The following is a 12,813-nucleotide window of genomic DNA, read 5'->3' on the forward strand; positions in this document are numbered from 1 at the left end:
CGAGAGCGCGGCCCTAGACGGGTCGCGCTCTTCTTGCATCCATGCATCCGCGTGCAATCAACCGGATTCGGCCGGATTCCGGCGGATAGCGGCCGGTACAAAGGGACTGACCAACAAGCCATTAGGCTTGTTGGTCAGTCCCTTTTTCAATTTCCTGCCGAAAACGTTGGCGCATGCTGCGGCGTCACGAGGTAATCATCTTGATTTTGCGATTCATCTTCACGACCCCGGTCCCGAGCAGCAGGAAGAGCAGCGCATAGATCCCGAGCACGGGCACGACGATTCCCCATAAGTGATCGTCCGCTCTCGGCAGCAAACTAATGCCGTTCAAACACATGATGAACAGATTGAGCAGCAGCATGACGGCCATCATGCGCCGCAGCCGCTTATAATGCTCGACGAGCGATTCCTTGTCCGTATAGAGCTCCGGATCCTCGCCGGGCCGCCATTCCCTGCGAAAATAAAACCAGGCCGGCGTGCAATTGCCCGCAAACTCCCAGCCGGCATCGCGATAAAGCCCCAGGTACTCTTCGCGCTTTTCCTTATCCAGACCGAGCTGGTAATCCAAACGGTAGGTGTACCGAACGGATGCATCCCGTTCGAATTCGTTGCGAATGATGCCGCCGCGCTTCCAATGCAGCCCTTGCCGGGACAGCTCGTTGATCCATTTCTCTTCCTGCTCGTACTGCCAGCTAAACCACAAATGGTACTTGCGCTCCGTACGCGCTTGATTCGCCATCTCCCTACGCCTCCTCCGAATGCACGATTCTCCGCCCGGAAACGAGCAGTTCCTCCAGCCTGTTCATCTCGGCAGCGACCGTATCTCTGCCGTCCTGCGTAATGCTGTACATCTTGCGTCTCGCATCCGTCCCCTCCGGAACGGGGTAATGATCGATCAGCCCTTTGCCAAGCAGCGTGTTTAATGCGGTATACAGCGTTCCCGCCCCGAGCTTCACTCTGCCGGCGCTCATCTCTTCCACGTCCTGCATGATGCCATAGCCATGTGCAGGCTTCGCATAAAGCGCGATTAAGATGTAATAAAACGCCTCCGTAAGCGGAAGCATGCCTTTCACGTCGGCCATCTTGACTGCTCACCTCCATTTACTCTGACTATCGATATATCGTATGTTGATACATTAACATCTGTTATATCGACTGTCAATATAGTTTGGCGAGGAAATAAGAAAACGGCGACCGTCTTGGCCGCCGTTTCGTTGTGCTTTGCGCTACCTATTCATCGGCTGCTCAGTCACGCAGTGCCGCCTGCCGCTTGTAGTGGTCTTCCAACACGAGACAGGCCATCGCTTCGATCACCGGCACGATTCTCGGACAAATGCAAGGATCATGGCGTCCTTCCGTCCGGATGATCTGCTCTTCCCCCTCCACGTTCACCGTGCGCTGCGGCGCGGAAATCGAGGATGTCGGCTTCACGACGACTCTGAACACGATATCCGCTCCCGTGCTGATGCCGCCTAGAATGCCGCCTGCATGATTGCTTAAGAATCCCTCGGCACCCATGCCGTCGTTATGCTCGCTGCCCAGCATCCCGGAAGCGGAGAAGCCCGTGCCGAATTCGATGCCTTTGACCGCGCCGATCGACAGCATCGCCTTCGCCAAATCCGCGTCCAGCTTATCGAAGACCGGTTCTCCCAAACCCGCCTTCGCCCCGTTGATACGGCATTCCACGATACCTCCGACACTGTCGCCTTGCGCAGCCAGCTCCGTAATGCGTGCTTCCATCCGTACCGCCGCCTCGGGGTCGCAGGCTCGAACGTTATTCTTCTCGATTTCGTCCGGCTGATACGTCGCGCAGGCAATGCCGCCGATCTCCCGCGTATAAGCGACGATGCCGACGCCTCTCGCCTCCAGCAGCTTGCGCGCGACCGCGCCCGCGGCAACCCTTGCCGCCGTTTCCCGGCCGGAAGCCCTGCCGCTCCCCCGGTGATCGCGAAGACCGTACTTTTTCAAATACGTGTAGTCGGCATGTCCCGGACGAAAAGTCTGATCCATCCCCTCGTAGGCGCTTGGCCGCATATCCGTGTTTTGCAGCATCAAGCACATTGGGGTCCCGGTCGTACGCCCTTCGAAAATCCCGGACACGATGCGGACGAGATCGTATTCCTTCCTTGGCGTCGTCACAGCCGACTGTCCCGGCTTGCGGCGATCCATTTGAATTTGGATATAGCGCTCGTCAATTTCCAGCCCCGGGGTTACCCCGTCCACGATGACGCCGACCGCTTCGCCGTGCGATTCCCCGAACGTCGTGATTTTGAATGCCTCTCCGAATGAGCTCCCAGCCATATTAAGACCTCCATGATGAATTGATCCCTTACGTTGGTTATGATTATAATGAATGCACATCGATAAATGAAATCGGTATTTTCGCAGCTTGTCATAGAGGTGATTGATATCAGCGCAAAGCTGCATTTGGAATGGTATCGGATGTTCCTGCACACGGCGAAGAGCGGCAACCTGACGAAGGCCGCGCAAGAGCTGCATCTGACGCAGCCCTCCGTCAGCTATGCCATTAAGCAGCTGGAGGAAGGACTCGGGGTTAAGCTGTTCGACCGGCAGTCCAAAGGGGTCTCGCTGACGCCGGAGGGGACGGCTTTGCTGGCTTTCGTCGAGCAATCGCTGTCGCTGCTGGAAGCCGGGGAACGTAAAATGGCCGCGCTCCAAAGCCGCGAGTCGGGCGAGCTGCGCATCGGTTCCAGCGGACCGCTCATCAAGCACAAGCTACTCGCTCCGCTCGATCGGCTTCGCGGCGAGTATCCCGGCATCGATCTCCGCCTCTACCAGGGCAATACCGCCCAGATCGGGACCTGGCTGAAAGAGAACCGCATCGACATCGGCATCGTTCATCTGCCATCCAACGATCCGGAGCTGGATACGCAGCCGCTGGCCGCCATTCAAGACTGCTTCGTCGCCGCCCCGCAGTATCGCGGGCGCGCGGAGCATCCGCTCACCGCGGCGGAGCTGGCCGAGCTCCCGCTGCTGCTCCTGTCCGCCGGCAGCAGCACGCGGCAGTTCGCCGAGCGCTGGTTCGCGGCGCAAGGACAAGCCGTCGACGCGGCGATCGAGCTGAACAGCACCGAGATGCTGGTCGAATTCGCCAAGCGCGGCTACGGCGCCGCCTTCGTGACGCGCGCGTTCGTCCGGCAGGAGCTGCAGGATGGCGAGCTGTTCGAGCTGCGTACCGCAGAGCCTATTCCGGCGAGGCACATAGGCGCGGCCATTCGGCGCGGCATGTCGCTGCCCGTTATCGGGCAGCATTTCATGAGCTTGCTGTTGGAGCAGGAATAGGCGGACAATAGCTTATCCGAAGCATGAAGAAGGAGCCTCTCGCGTAAGGACGAGCGGCTCCTTTTCTGGCGTCGTGCGGTCGCTTGCAGTTGCTTGCATTTACTCCGTGAAACTCCGTATCGGCTCGAACTTGACGCCAAGCGCCTTGTCCGTCACCGGATTATAGTCCACGATGACCTTCATGACCTGGCTTCGTCCTCCTTGGCGGAACCAGAACCGGAAGACTTGTCTCGACGCCTCTTTTCCGACACATGCACATCCGAACGGCCGCCAGCTGACGATTTCCGCACCCGGATACTCTGCTTTTACAGCTTCGTTCGCGTAGCGGCTCCAATACCCGTACGACGGGAGGCTCGCATCCGTCTTCTCGACTCGCGAAGCGCGGGCTTGGCCCGGACTCGCCGCCTCGTCGACAGTGACATAAACCCCGAATTCCTGCTCGTTTTCCCGCATCCAGAACTTATAGACGAACTGCTTCGGCGCAGGCCATTCCGCTTTGCAGCCGACATAGAGCAGGTCCACGAAGGCAGCCTTCGGATATCGCTCCTGCGCGGCATTCCTCGCTGTACCGATCCATTGGATGTACTGGTGATAGCCGTCTGCCGGATCGTATTTCGTCGGCGCCGCCGATGTTGGCAAGGTAATGCTGGTGGATATCAGCAGGAGAGCGATCAGCGCAGCTAACAGACGTTTCATGGTAAACCTTCCTTCTGCTGCATTTGCGGTTATTATTCCCGCATTCAGCAGCAACATCCACTCCGTTCAGCTATCCAACCACAGCCCCCTCTAGACCATCGACGACATCCGCCAATAGTCTCGCCACTTCGACAAAATGCTTGTAATTTCATTGTCGAGCGAATACGTCTATGGTAAGATTTTCCTAACTATATAGATGGAGAGAGAGTGGACAAGCCGTGAAGCTTTCGCAAACGCTGCATAACCGCAATAAACTGCTCGTTTATATTATTTGGGCAATGCTCGGGCTCGGCTTGATTGTCGATTCCCTGACGACAGCGCCGATGTCTTCGATCATCACGCTGCTTATCGTCGGCGGCCTCTCATGCGCAACCGCAACATTGTTGACCTTCAAGCGCTGGCTGTCGAACTACATCATGTACTTCATCTCCGCCATCGTGACGGTGCTGACCCTGCTCTTGATCATGACGGGCCCGATCTGGTCCACGTACCTGCTCGTGTTCGTCAATCTCGTGATCATGACTCTGTACAGCAATTCCCGCTCCATCGCGTTCTCCGGAATCTCGGGCGCCGTCTTGACAGTATGCCTGTTCCAAACCGATTACGCGCCCGATCTCTTCCCCGATCAGGACGTCTTCTCCGTCATGATGTATTTCGTCCTGATTGCCGTGCCGCTCTTCGCATCCGCGAAGTTCAGCGAGCGGTTGCAGTCGGAAGTGTCCGCGCAGAGCGACAATGCCATCGAGGAGAAAAACCGCTCGCAGGCCATCGTTGACCGCGTGGCCGGCTCGCTCGATACGCTGCATGCGTTCAGCGCCAATCTCAAGACGAACATCGCCACGACGAGAGCTATTTCCGGAGAAGTCTCTTCTTCGTTCGGCGAAATCACGGGCAGCATCGAGACGCAGACGTCCAACGTCACGGACATCAGTTCGTCCATGCAGCTGTCCCGGCAAGCCGTCGCTTCGCTCGCGGAGCTGTCGACGGAGATGCGTACGCTGTCCGCCAACTCGGCGGAGCTGTCGCATGAAGGCAGCGGCAAAGCCGAGGCGCTGGAACGCCGGATGATCCAGGCCGACGAGACGATTCGCGCCTCCGCGGCCTTAATGGATGAGCTGCGTGAGCAGACGGCGGCCATCGGCGATATCGTGGCGGCGATCAAGCATATCTCGACGCAGACGAATTTGCTGGCTCTGAACGCGGCCATCGAAGCAGCTCGCGCCGGCGAGCACGGCAGAGGCTTTGGCGTCGTGTCGCGCGAAATCCGCAATCTCGCGGAATCGTCCCGCCAATCGACCGAGGAGATCGAGTCGATCCTCGAAATGATCCGCCTGAAGACAAGCGAAGCCGCGGAGAAGGTCGACCAGGGCCGGACGGCGATCATCGAGAGCAGCTTGGCCGCCAAGGGAGTCGCGGAAGCGATGCAAGCAATCGCGAGCAACTCGGGCGAGGTGGAGCGCCAGTCGGAAGAAGTGGCAAGCTCCGCGGACGACCTGCATGTCCGCTATACTGGCATGACCGATCAGGTCGTGACCATTGCCGGCCTGACCGAGCAAAACATGGCGGCCATTCAGGAAGTCGCCGCCAACATGAGCACGCAGGACGCCCGCATCGGCGACGTCATGAACAGCTTCCTGCAGCTGGACCAGCTGGCGACAGAGCTCAACCGCATGGCCGGGAAGGACAAATAAGCGTTGCATTAATCATGGCATCTTAAAATAAAGAAACGAGGCTGGGAGCCCCCCAAGCGAAGGGGCTTCCAGCCTCATTTGATTTGATTTCATTTCATTTAATTTCATAGCATTGATTTCATTGACTTCATCTCATTCATTTCATTCATTTCATCGCGCGCAAGCCTGCCGCTTACGACCGAACATTCTCTCGGGCAGCCTCTCTCGCGAGCCGGCGGCGAGCCGTACCGGTTGCCGGGAGCGCGCAAATCCGTCCGATATACTGATCGAACCCCGCTGCAAGCACCTCGTGCTGAAACTCAGCCTTAGCCCGGATGTATCCATCGTGCACAAGCCGTTCCCGAAGTGCGGCATCGCTCGCAAGGCGAACGACGCTTTCCGCGATTTCCTCCAACGACTCCGGATCAACCAGCAGCCCCGTCACGCCATCGAGCACAGCTTCCGAAGCGCCTCCCGACCGTCCGGCAATGACCGGCACGCCAGCCGATGCCGCTTCCAAATACACGATCCCGAACCCTTCCGCATCCCCGCTCTCCAGCTCCCGGCTCACCATGATGAATTGCTGCGCGAGATTGTAATACTCGTTCACCTGTTCGCTTCCGCTTACGCTGCCGACGAACAGCACCGCGTCCTTGACACCGGTCTTCGAGGCAAGCTGCTCCAGCCGCTCCCGATCCGGTCCGTCTCCGACGATCACATAGACGGCATGCGGAATTTGCTTCAGAATCGCCGGCATCGCTTGAATCACGCGGTCATGACCTTTGCGCGTTACCAGCCGCCCCACCGACAAGATGACGTATTTGCCCTGCAGCTCATGCCGCCGAACCAGCTCCTCATTAACCGGAAGCCTGTCGTAGATACGCTCGACGCCCGGATTGACGATGCCGATCCGCCGTGGATCCACACCATAGTCTTCTACCAGTTTCTTCGTGAACTCGCTGTTGGTCAACACGCCGTCGGCCCTGCGGAGAATGAGCTTCACGAGTGCGTTCAGCCCGACGAACCGGCGAAACATCAGCATATCCATCCCGTGCGTCGAGATGACGTAGCGCCGGCCGCCGATCAGCCGGAACAGCAGGCCGATAAATCCGATCAGCACGTACCCGTAAATGGTCACGTCGGGCTCCTCGCCGCGCAGCGTTCTGCGTACCTGCCTCAACAGACGCCCCCAGCTAGTGGGATCCGCCTGCTCCTCCCTCATGAAGGAACCTCGGGTGATCCGGAACGGCAGTCCTCTGTCGAACTCGCCGCTGCCCGGGTATTCCGGAGCGATCACGGTCATGTCATGCTTGCTGTGCATCGACAGGTTGTAATAGTAATTCTGCATGCCGCCGACGCCCGGCGGGAACACGCCGGTCACGAGAACGATTTTTCTACGCTTCGTCATAGGTTCTTCCCCTTCTCGTCAAATAGCCGGCCGCTCGGACCGCAGCCCAGAACATCACTTCCGCCATCATGTTCCACAGCCTTGCGATGACGGAGATGTACAGCGCCGTCTCCGCGCCCAGCCGCAGCGACAGAAAATAAACCAGCAGCCCTTCCCGAACGCCGAGCCCGCCCGGCAGCGGACTGAACAGTCCCACCAGCCAAGACGTGGCAAAGGTACCCGCGGCATAAAACAATCCGACATGGCCCCGTCCGAAGCTGTTCGTCAGCATCCAGAAGGCGACGCCCATGACCATATGGCTGCCGATAAAGCAGATCAAGCTGCCAAAGAAACGATTGCGGGTCAATCCCGCCTCCGACCCGGCAACGGCTGCCCCGGCGCCGAGCTCCTGTCCCAGCGCCGCCGTCAGACGGCCGAGCAGGCGACGCAGCGTTTTCCAGCGCGACGCGCGCACGAACAGCCAGCGGATCCAGGTTGTCGTCCTGTCATAAAAGACGTATGCGGCGGCGAACACCGCGAGAACGGCGACAATGTAAAGGGCGGGCGCAATATCCAGGCTGACCAGCAGCACGACCGCATAGCAGAGCGCCGCGGAGACGAGCAAAATATTCTCATAGACGATGGCGGCGAGCTGCGCGTCCAGCGCGATGCCCGCGCGCGTCGTCAGCATGACGCGGCCGGCGAAATTCCAGAAGCCGCCGGGTATGTATTTGGCAAATTGCGAGTCGCTGAAGATCCGTAGTCCAGCCAGCAGACCCAGACGAGCGCCTGACCGCAGCCCCCCGACGCCTTCATTGGAGGCATTTACGATCATCACCCAGATCGCGGCCTGCAGCATGAGGAAGAAGGCGAATACCACCATGGACGTATAGAACTGCACGTTAGCCTCTACGAGAAAGGTCTCGATATCCGCCAGCTTGAGCGGGACATTGGCCGCAATGAAGTAGACAATCAAGCCTACCAGCGCGACCTTCACCGCCGTCGGCACCCATCTTCGAAGCATCGCTATCCGCATCGTATCCCCTCCCGGTTCGGCGCAACTCGCTCCATTATAAATGGTAACTGTTTACTTAGTGTTACCCGGAATGAGGATTTAAATAAAGCTTCCAGCGAAATCAAGGCGCAGCCAGCGCAAGAAGACGACCAAGACGCCGCATGCTGTCGAAGACGCGCAAAAACCGGAAACCAGCCCTCCTCAGGCTCGTTTCCGGTTTTATTAGACATGCCAGTGTCTCTCCGCAAGATCGGCCAATCCCATCAGGTCCGCCGTATTCCGATGAAGGATGGCTTCGATCTCTTCTTCCGGGACGCGCGGCAGCTTCGTTCCTTCCAGCATGCCGTTGATCGCGCGTGCCCCGTCGATCGTCTGCTGCGGCGTAAAGAACGGAAAATCGGAGCCGAACAGCACTTTATGCGCCACCCGATACTCGGTCACGTTCATCATGGCGTTGTAGAACTGCCAAGGCCGCGGGACAAGCGCGGAGAGATCGGCGTAGACGTTCGGATTCTTGCGAATGAGCGACACGCATTCCGCATGCCAGGGATGGCCGAGATGCGCGACGATCATCTTCAGCGACGGAAACGTCCGGGCGATGGGATCGAGCAGCTCCGGCCGCGACGCGTCCAGAAATCCCTGCGACACGAACGACGTGCCCTGATGCCACAGGATCGGGATGCCAAGCTCGTCGGCCTTGGCGTAGAGGCGGAAATACGCGCTGTCATTGGGATAGAAATTCTGATAGATCGGCGCGAGCTTGAGCCCGACAAGGCCGTATTCCTTAACGGCGAATTCCAGCTGCTCCGGCGCGTCCGGGGCATGCGGGTCGACGCTGGCGAAGCCGAACAGCTTGCCGCGATGGCCTTGCACGTACGTCGCGACGTATTCGTTCGGCACGACGACGCCGGTCGCCGGGCAGTCGAAGGCCAGCACGATCGCCCCGTCCGCGTGGCGATAGACGTTCCAATGGTCCTCGGGCGTCGTCTGCAGCTCGTACCCGTCACCCCATGCTTTCTTCGCATCGGACAGGAAGCTGCCGCCGACATGCCCCGGACCGAACAGATGAGTATGCCCATCGAAAATCATATCGTCACCTTCAGCGCGTCGACCGAATATTTGCGTACGGCCGTTTCGTCGAGCGCGACGCCGAGGCCCGGACCCGAAGGGACCGCGACATACCCGTCGGCGTCCAATCGCAGCGGCTCAAGCACCAGGTCTCGGCTAAGCGGCGTGTCGTTCGTGCAGAATTCCTGAAACAGCGGATGCTTCTGATAGGCATTCAAATGCAGCGAAGCGGCGGTCAGCACATCGGACGTCCATGCGTGCGGGATGATCAATTTGCCCGCCTGCTCCGCCATCGTCACCAGCTTGCGCGTCTCCGTCAGGCCGCCGGCGCGGGAGACGTCCGGCTGGATGATATCGATGTCGGCCTCCGCGATCAGCTGCTTGTATTCGTACAAGCCGCCCAGCTGCTCCCCGCAGGCAATGCGCGCGTTCACGGCGTTCGACAGCTTGCGGTAGCCTTCCAAATTGTCCGAGTGCAGCGGCTCTTCGACGAAGAAGACGCCGTACTGCTCGAGCTCCTTCACTAGCTGGACGGCCAGCTTCACGTCGGACGTCCACATGCCGTCGACCATAATGTCCATGGCGTCCCCCGCTTCCTCCCGCGCCGCGGCGACGAGCGATACGACCCGCCTCGGATCCTCGGTCACGATGCCCCAGCCGAACTTCATCGCGCGGTAGCCGAGCGAGCGGTACTTCCGGACGGCCTCCTTCATCGCCTCCGGCGTGCGCCGGAACAACGTGCTGGCATAAGCCTTGATCCGCTCATGGTTGCGCGCGCCGAGCATGACGCTCACCGGCTGGCCGACGGCCTTGCCGATGATGTCCCAGATCGCGATGTCGATCGCGCTCATTGCATGAATCGCCGCGCCGCGCCGGCCTTGATAGAACGCGGACTGGTACATGTTCGCCCAGATCTTGTCGTACTCGAACGGGTTCTCCCCGATGACCGCGTACTTCAGTCCCTCGGAGAACGATTTCAAATAACGCGGCGCGTCGATAAGCGCCTTCATGACATGCGGATGCGAATCGCAGTCCGCGATACCGACGATGCCTTCATCCGTGCGCACCCGCACGATCAGGGCATACTTCGGCCCCCGCGAATCGGAAGCGTCGTCGGCCATGCCGTAATCGTACGGACTTTCCAGAATGTCGAGCTCGATGGCGGTGATTTTCATTGCGCGCCTCCCGTCTGCGTCTTGTAGTCGAAGGTAGAAGCCCCGGCGCTCTCCGGCAGCAGCCTTCGGGACAAGCCCCTGTACCAGGCTTCCACTTTCGTGAATCCTTCCGCGTACCGGCTGCCCGCCTGGTAGCCGCGAAACTTGCCCACCGTCTCCACGACGTCGATCAGGTCGACGTCCATGAGCTGGCGGAAGATCCGAAGCTGGCTGACATGCTTGGCGAGCGCGGCTTTCTTCGTCTCGATCGTCTCCGTAATGTCCACGAACTCCGTCGGTTGGAACCCGATCCCCCCGACGTTGTCCATGAAGTAGAGCGTCACTTGGCGGGATGTCGCGGACTGCGCCGTCTTCAAGCTCCCCACCCCAGCCAGCGGCAGCGCGTCCCAGACGAGCTGATGCGTATAACGATGGTCCGGATGGTAATCGTTCGGCCCGTGCGTCATGACGAGGTCCGGATCGACGGAGCGAATCAAGTCGACGAAGGCCATGCGGTTCTCCAGCGTGTTTTCCAGCTTCTCGTCCGGGTAGCCCATCCAGATCGGTGCGGCGCCGATCACGGAGCATGCTTCTTTGAACTCCGCCTCCCGCATCAAGGCCAGCTCCGCCGGAGGTACGTCGAAGTTGCCCATGTCTCCGTTCGTCGCGACCGCCATGAAGACGTCATGCCCTTGCTTCCTGTATAGCGCGAGCGTCCCCGCGCATTGCAGCTCGATATCGTCGGGATGCGCGCCGATCGCCAAGATTCTCATGACTCGCCCGCCTCCTCTTCGATCAGCATCGCTTTGATGACCGATCGCTTCCTTCCCGTCAATTCGTTCAAGAACGCGGCTCCGGCACCGAACGGCACCCTGTCGGACACGATCGCGCCAACGTCGATCCGGCCGCTCTCGACGAGCCGGATGCCCCGGTCCCAGAGCAAGGGCGCCGAGATGCAGGTCACGACGGTCAGGTCCTTCGCGACGATCCGATCCGAAGGAATGGACGGCGCATCCGAGCCGTTTAGTCCGTACAGCACGATCGTGCCGCCCGGCGCGACGCGGTCCAGGCACGAGCGAACGGCTTCGACGCTGCCTGATGCCTCCACGACGATGTCGAACACGGCACCGGCGCCGTAGCGCGACTCGGTCCCCAGGCTTACGTGCACGGCCTCGTCGGCGCCAAGCCGCAGCCCGAGCGCCAGCGTCTCCACTCGCTTATCGAACAGCGTTACGGACGCCGCGCCGTATACGCGGGCAAGCTGCGCGAACAATTGCCCGGCGGGCCCGCCTCCGAACACGGCGACGCGGGCACCCGCGACGTTCCTCGCCCGGTCGATGGCGCCGAGCGTGCAATTGAGCGGCTCCATCATCGCGCCTTCCTCGAACGACAGCCCATCCGGCAGCCGGTACAGATTGCCGGGCTTTACGGCGACATAAGCGCCGTAACCTCCGCTTCCGGTCGTCGTGCCGATCTCGCCTCCGTCCGGGCAAAGATACTTGCGGCCGGACAGGCAGCTCCGGCAGCTGCCGCAGCCGACGACGGGATCGACGACGACCCGGTCGCCTGCCTGCCAGCCGGCGACCCGCGTGCCGATCCTCTCGATCGTGCCCGCCATTTCATGGCCGAGCACCCAAGGCGGCTTCGCAAAATCCAGCCGTCCGGACACCATGTGCAAATCCGTCGAGCAGATGCCTGCCGCGCGTATGCGAACGAGCACTTCATCTTCCGCGGGCGCCGGAGCCGGCCAATCCGCGACTTCTTCCAGCGACCCGTCCGGCTGCCATACGATCGCCCGCATCTACAGCACCCCGTACTTCTCGTACACGTCGCGAAGCAGCTTGCCTTCGAGCAGCTCGCGCCGCGTATGGTGCTCGCTGTTCGCCTTCTTCGAAGCGAGGGCGATCGTCTCCACGAGCACCGCCTGCGGAATGACGACTACGCCGTCCCTGTCGGCGAAGACGACGTCGCCCGGATGAACGAGCACGCCGCCCGCCTCGACCGGGCAATCATAGTCGATCACGAGGCCCCGGCCTCGGGAATCCACCGGCTTGTAACCGGCGCAGTGGAGCGGAAAACCGAGCTCGACGATCTTGCCCGTGTCCCGCACGAGGCCGTCGATGATCGCGCCCCTCGCCCCGCGCATCTTGGAAGCCGTGGAGAGCAACTCCCCCCACATGCCGTTGCGAACCGATTGGTTCGTTGCCGCGACGACGACCTCGTCCGGCAGGATGCTGTCGATCGAGGCAATCTCCTTCACGTACGGATTGTCTTGAATGTGATAAACGTCCACCGACAGAATCGTTTTGGCGCGGCCCGCCATGCTTGCATTTCCTTCTTCAAGCGGCCGAATGCGTTCGTTCATCGCTTGGTTGCGGTAGCCCAGCTCATCCAGGCTGTCGCAGATCACCGCCGTATACAGCTCCCGCTGCATCCAGTCGAACAACGACTTGTCATCGCGTGCTTCCATCTGTCAAACCTCCTTGGTTGGTAACGGTCCATTTGCGGAATTACGGAATT

At 60.1% G+C, this 12,813-nt stretch carries 13 protein-coding genes; 2 read left to right on the forward strand and 11 right to left on the reverse strand.

What is annotated here, in order from left to right; genetic code table 11:
• Positions 1–184: 184 nt before the first annotated feature.
• The 3 genes from AC0YNU_RS20690 to aroC all read right to left on the reverse strand — a co-directional run bounded on the left by AC0YNU_RS20690 (position 185) and on the right by aroC (position 2,301).
• Positions 185–739: a DUF2812 domain-containing protein gene (locus AC0YNU_RS20690; protein ID WP_475760116.1), complete on the reverse strand. Its 555-nt coding sequence runs from the start codon at positions 737–739 to the stop codon at positions 185–187.
• Positions 740–743: 4 nt separating this feature from the next.
• Positions 744–1,082, reverse strand: a complete 339-nt coding sequence (locus AC0YNU_RS20695) for a PadR family transcriptional regulator (RefSeq protein ID WP_475760118.1) — start codon at positions 1,080–1,082, stop codon at positions 744–746.
• A gap of 163 nt (positions 1,083–1,245) precedes the next feature.
• Positions 1,246–2,301: a chorismate synthase gene (aroC, locus tag AC0YNU_RS20700; protein WP_475760120.1), complete on the reverse strand. Its 1,056-nt coding sequence runs from the start codon at positions 2,299–2,301 to the stop codon at positions 1,246–1,248.
• A 66-nt stretch (positions 2,302–2,367) separates the two neighbouring features.
• Here aroC and AC0YNU_RS20705 point away from each other — a divergent pair, with 66 nt between their 5' ends.
• Positions 2,368–3,303, forward strand: coding sequence for a LysR family transcriptional regulator (locus AC0YNU_RS20705; protein ID WP_475760123.1), 936 nt, complete (start codon positions 2,368–2,370; stop codon positions 3,301–3,303).
• Between the two features lie 99 nt (positions 3,304–3,402).
• Here the strand turns inward: AC0YNU_RS20705 and AC0YNU_RS20710 are convergent, their stop codons facing one another.
• Positions 3,403–3,999, reverse strand: a complete 597-nt coding sequence (locus tag AC0YNU_RS20710; RefSeq protein ID WP_475760125.1) for a DUF3889 domain-containing protein — start codon at positions 3,997–3,999, stop codon at positions 3,403–3,405.
• Between the two features lie 218 nt (positions 4,000–4,217).
• On the opposite strand from AC0YNU_RS20710, the gene AC0YNU_RS20715 reads away from it, so the two are divergent.
• On the forward strand, positions 4,218–5,690 hold the full coding sequence (locus tag AC0YNU_RS20715; RefSeq protein ID WP_475760127.1) for a methyl-accepting chemotaxis protein: 1,473 nt from the start codon (positions 4,218–4,220) through the stop codon (positions 5,688–5,690).
• Positions 5,691–5,862: 172 nt separating this feature from the next.
• On the opposite strand, the gene AC0YNU_RS20720 is transcribed toward AC0YNU_RS20715, so the two are convergent.
• From AC0YNU_RS20720 to AC0YNU_RS20750, 7 genes are all read right to left on the reverse strand, one after another.
• Positions 5,863–7,077 carry a glycosyltransferase family 4 protein gene (locus tag AC0YNU_RS20720; RefSeq protein WP_475760129.1) on the reverse strand — a complete coding sequence of 405 codons (1,215 nt, stop codon included), beginning with the start codon at positions 7,075–7,077 and terminating at the stop codon, positions 5,863–5,865.
• The gene (locus AC0YNU_RS20725; RefSeq protein WP_475760131.1) at positions 7,064–8,092 is read right to left on the reverse strand and encodes a lysylphosphatidylglycerol synthase domain-containing protein; all 1,029 of its coding nucleotides are present in this window, start codon (positions 8,090–8,092) and stop codon (positions 7,064–7,066) included. The genes AC0YNU_RS20720 and AC0YNU_RS20725 overlap by 14 nt, the downstream gene beginning before the upstream one ends.
• 201 nt (positions 8,093–8,293) lie before the next feature.
• Positions 8,294–9,160, reverse strand: coding sequence for an amidohydrolase family protein (locus AC0YNU_RS20730; RefSeq protein ID WP_475760133.1), 867 nt, complete (start codon positions 9,158–9,160; stop codon positions 8,294–8,296).
• Positions 9,157–10,314 (reverse strand): mandelate racemase/muconate lactonizing enzyme family protein, encoded by a 1,158-nt coding sequence (locus AC0YNU_RS20735; RefSeq protein ID WP_475760135.1) that lies wholly within the window; start codon positions 10,312–10,314, stop codon positions 9,157–9,159. Before AC0YNU_RS20735 ends, AC0YNU_RS20730 begins: the two co-directional genes overlap by 4 nt.
• A complete protein-coding gene (locus AC0YNU_RS20740) occupies positions 10,311–11,066 on the reverse strand; it encodes a PIG-L deacetylase family protein (RefSeq protein ID WP_475760137.1) in 756 nt (251 codons plus the stop codon). Before AC0YNU_RS20740 ends, AC0YNU_RS20735 begins: the two co-directional genes overlap by 4 nt.
• Entirely contained in the window at positions 11,063–12,094 is a 1,032-nt protein-coding gene (locus AC0YNU_RS20745; RefSeq protein WP_475760139.1) for a zinc-dependent alcohol dehydrogenase, read from the reverse strand. Before AC0YNU_RS20745 ends, AC0YNU_RS20740 begins: the two co-directional genes overlap by 4 nt.
• Positions 12,095–12,763: an RraA family protein gene (locus AC0YNU_RS20750; RefSeq protein ID WP_475760141.1), complete on the reverse strand. Its 669-nt coding sequence runs from the start codon at positions 12,761–12,763 to the stop codon at positions 12,095–12,097.
• Positions 12,764–12,813: the final 50 nt, after the last annotated feature.

Source organism: Paenibacillus sp. J31P316 (assembly GCF_056269105.1).

Excerpts from the sequence above, each read along its gene's own strand:
- AC0YNU_RS20690 (WP_475760116.1), bottom strand. The coding sequence starts at position 739 with ATGGCGAATCAAGCGCGTACGGAGCGCAAGTACCATTTGTGGTTTAGC.
- AC0YNU_RS20695 (WP_475760118.1), bottom strand. The coding sequence starts at position 1,082 with ATGGCCGACGTGAAAGGCATGCTTCCGCTTACGGAGGCGTTTTATTAC.
- aroC (WP_475760120.1), bottom strand. The coding sequence starts at position 2,301 with ATGGCTGGGAGCTCATTCGGAGAGGCATTCAAAATCACGACGTTCGGG.
- AC0YNU_RS20705 (WP_475760123.1), top strand. The coding sequence starts at position 2,368 with ATGAAATCGGTATTTTCGCAGCTTGTCATAGAGGTGATTGATATCAGC.
- AC0YNU_RS20710 (WP_475760125.1), bottom strand. The coding sequence starts at position 3,999 with ATGAAACGTCTGTTAGCTGCGCTGATCGCTCTCCTGCTGATATCCACC.
- AC0YNU_RS20720 (WP_475760129.1), bottom strand. The coding sequence starts at position 7,077 with ATGACGAAGCGTAGAAAAATCGTTCTCGTGACCGGCGTGTTCCCGCCG.
- AC0YNU_RS20725 (WP_475760131.1), bottom strand. The coding sequence starts at position 8,092 with ATGCGGATAGCGATGCTTCGAAGATGGGTGCCGACGGCGGTGAAGGTC.
- AC0YNU_RS20730 (WP_475760133.1), bottom strand. The coding sequence starts at position 9,160 with ATGATTTTCGATGGGCATACTCATCTGTTCGGTCCGGGGCATGTCGGC.
- AC0YNU_RS20735 (WP_475760135.1), bottom strand. The coding sequence starts at position 10,314 with ATGAAAATCACCGCCATCGAGCTCGACATTCTGGAAAGTCCGTACGAT.
- AC0YNU_RS20740 (WP_475760137.1), bottom strand. The coding sequence starts at position 11,066 with ATGAGAATCTTGGCGATCGGCGCGCATCCCGACGATATCGAGCTGCAA.
- AC0YNU_RS20745 (WP_475760139.1), bottom strand. The coding sequence starts at position 12,094 with ATGCGGGCGATCGTATGGCAGCCGGACGGGTCGCTGGAAGAAGTCGCG.
- AC0YNU_RS20750 (WP_475760141.1), bottom strand. The coding sequence starts at position 12,763 with ATGGAAGCACGCGATGACAAGTCGTTGTTCGACTGGATGCAGCGGGAG.